This window comes from Paratractidigestivibacter sp. (genome assembly GCF_052362415.1).
Taxonomy (GTDB): Bacteria; Actinomycetota; Coriobacteriia; order Coriobacteriales; family Atopobiaceae; genus Paratractidigestivibacter.
Genome location: NZ_DAWEMK010000152.1, coordinates 1 through 3,176 on the forward strand (window position 1 = coordinate 1; position 3,176 = coordinate 3,176).

Annotated in this window: 1 protein-coding gene and 1 pseudogene; both read left to right on the forward strand. The window is 64.6% G+C overall.

Features of this window, described 5'->3' with window-relative positions; genetic code table 11:
* The first annotated feature begins 81 nt into the window (after positions 1–81).
* Positions 82–2,232: pseudogene (locus ACT84W_RS10185) on the forward strand (class I tRNA ligase family protein).
* A 59-nt stretch (positions 2,233–2,291) separates the two neighbouring features.
* Positions 2,292–3,176: RsmB/NOP family class I SAM-dependent RNA methyltransferase (locus ACT84W_RS10190; protein WP_444329130.1), on the forward strand; the 885-nt coding region annotated here is incomplete at its 3' end.

Below are 3,176 nucleotides of genomic sequence, written 5' to 3' on the forward strand. Positions count from 1 at the left end.
GTCGAACGATATGCACGAATTGACCACCGCGTCGCCAGGCCTTGTGCCCGGCCGCGCTCTCACCATATGCGAAGGAGTCCCATGGCATCCAAATACTCCATGAACGACCGTCCCAGCTGGCCTTGCCGCGCCATCGTTACCGCCGGCGAGCCCTACGGCAACAAGGGCCTTCACTTTGGCCACGTTGGTGGCGTCTTTGTCCCGGCCGACTTCTTCGCCCGCTTCCTGCGCGACCGCCTGGGCCGCGAGAACGTCATCTTCACCTCGGGCACCGACTGCTACGGCTCACCCATCATGGAGAGCTACCGCAAGCTCAAGGAGAACGAAGGCTACGACAAGTCCATTAGCGAGTACGTCGAGTCCAACCACTCCCGCCAAGCAGCGACCCTCAACAACTAAAACATCAGCTGCGACATCTACGGCGGCTCGGGCCTTGAGCCGGCGGCCCAGATCCACAACGAGGTGACCGCCGAGATTATCGAGCGCCTGCACGAGCAGGGCACCATCTCCAAGCGCTCCACGCTGCAGTTCTACGACGCCAAGGCCGGCACGTTCCTCAACGGCCGCCAGGTCATCGGCCGCTGCCCCATCCAGGGCTGCAAGTCCGAGAAGGCGTACGCCGACGAGTGCGACCTGGGTCACCAGTTTGAGCCCGAGGAGCTCATCGCGCCCAAGAGCCAGCTCACCGGCGAGGTGCCCGAGCTGCGCCCGGTCGACAACCTCTACTTTGACCTGCCGGCCTACCTCGACTTTATGAAGACCTACACCGCCAAGCTTGCCCAAAACCTGCAGGTTCGCTCCGTGGTCTCCAAGACCATGGAGGAGTGGCTGCTGCCGGCTCAGCTCTACATCCAGAACAAGTTCCGCGAGGCCTTCGACGCCGTCGAGGACCAGCTGCCCGAGCACACCGTGCTGGAGCCCGAAGGCAACAAGAGCAGCTTTACCGTCACCTTCCCCAGCTGGAAGGAGCGCGACGACGCCCACGCGGTGCTCGCCAACGGCGGCGTGCGCTTCCGCAGCGGCAAGGCGCTCGTGCCCTTCCGCATCACCGGCAACATCGACTGGGGCGTTCCGGTGCCCGAGGTCGACGGCGTTTCCGACGTCACCTGCTGGTGCTGGCCCGAGAGCCTGTGGGCGCCCATCAGCTACACCCGCACCGTGCTCGCCCGCGATGCCAAGGCCGCCGGCGTGACCGAGGGCGTCGCCGCCCAGGATGCCGCCCTCATGGGCGAGCCTGCCGCCGATTCCACGCAGGTCCCCGCGCCCACCTACCAGCACAGCTCACTCGACTGGCGCGACTGGTGGTGCTCTGACGACGCACAGATCTACCAGTTCATCGGTCAGGACAACATCTACTTCTACTGCATCGCGCAGACCGCCATGTGGGAGGCCCTGGGTTGGGACCTCACGCAGAGCACCGTCAGCGCCTGCTACCACCTGCTCTACATGGGCAAAAAGGCGAGCTCGTCCTCGCAGACGCCTCCCCCGCCGGCAGACGACCTGCTCAACCACTACACCTGCGAGCAGATGCGTGCACATTGGCTGTCGCTCGGCCTGTCCGAGAAGCCGGTAAGCTTTAGCCCCAAGGCATACGACACGCGCGTGACCGGCAAGGACAAGGACGGCAACGAGGTGCGTGCCTGCGACGACAAGCGCGTCATCGATCCGGCCCTTAAGGAGAGCGCCCTTTTGACCGGCGTCTTCAACCGCCTGGCCCGCAGCTGCTTCTACGGAGTCGCCATCAAGGAGGGCGACGAGAGCCCGTACCGCAACGGTTGCATTCCCGCCGGCGCCGCTTCTGACACCGTGGTCGAAGCCGCCGAACAGGCAGTTCTCGCCTTTGAGCAGGCCATGTACAAGTTCGAGACGCACCGCGCGCTCGCCGTGTGCGACGACTACCTGCGTGCCGCCAACAAGCGCTGGAGCGACGCCTCCAAGGCCGCCAACAAGCTCGAGGGTAACGAGGCAAACGCCGCAATGACGCAGGCACTGGTCGACGCCTTTACCGAGCTGCGCGTGGCGACCGTGCTCATGCATGGTATTGTGCCGGCCGGCTGCGAGCTCATCTGCGAGTACTTCGACGCCGATCCGGTCGCCTTCTTTAGCTGGGACAACATCTTCGCCTCCACGGACGAGTTTGTTGAGAGCCTGGGCGAGAAGCCCGGCGAGCACCGCGTAAAGCCGCTGCCCCCGCGCTTCGACTTCTTCAGCAAGCACGAGAGCCAGTACTAAAGCACGCCAGTAGCGGCGTGCCCGGAAAGTAATCAATTTGGGACGGGAAGGAAAGACGGATGTCCAAGCCGCGTCGTCGTAAGCAAAAAAAGCAGGTTAAGGCCGAGCTCAAGCTCAGGCAGTTTGCCGCTACCGAGCTTTCCGACCAGCTTGCCGCCCTTCCCTGCGCCGCCGACCTGCCGCGCTTTATGGTCGACACGGTCGCCGGCGCCTACACGCCCACCGATGCCGAGCTCATGATCGAGGGCTTCGGTGCCGCGGACACACGCCCGGTCACGCTGCGCGCCAACACGCTCAAGGCGACCGCCGAGGACATCGCCACTGCACTCGACGAGGCCGGCATCGCCCACCAAACCGTTGCCTGGTACCCGGACGCTTTCATCCTGTCCGAGACCCAGGTTTCCGACCTGTGGGACCTCGACATCTACCGCGACGGCAAGATTTACTTGCAGAGCCTGTCGTCCATGATGCCACCGTTGGTCCTGGGCGCTCAAGCCGGCGAGGACATCCTGGACATGTGCGCGGCCCCCGGTGGCAAGACGACGCAGGTCGCCGCCCTCACCCAGGGCCAGGCACACCTCACGGCCTGCGAGATGAGCATTCCCCGCGCCGAGAAGCTCGAAGCCAACCTCCACCGCCAGGGCGCCAAAAACGTGCCCGTCATGCGTATCGACGCACGCGAGCTCGACGAGTTCTTCCGCTTTGACCGCATTCTGCTCGACGCCCCCTGCACCGGCACGGGCACCGTCATCAGCGGCAACGAGAAAAGCCTGCGCGGCCTGACCGAGCAACTGCTTGGCAAGTGCGCCCGCTCGCAGCGCGCGCTTCTGGACCGCGCCATGGGCGCTCTCAAGCCGGGTGGCACGCTCGTCTATTCCACCTGTTCGATCATGCCGCAGGAAAACGAGGACGCCCTGCAAGAGGCCCTCGACAAGCACATGGAT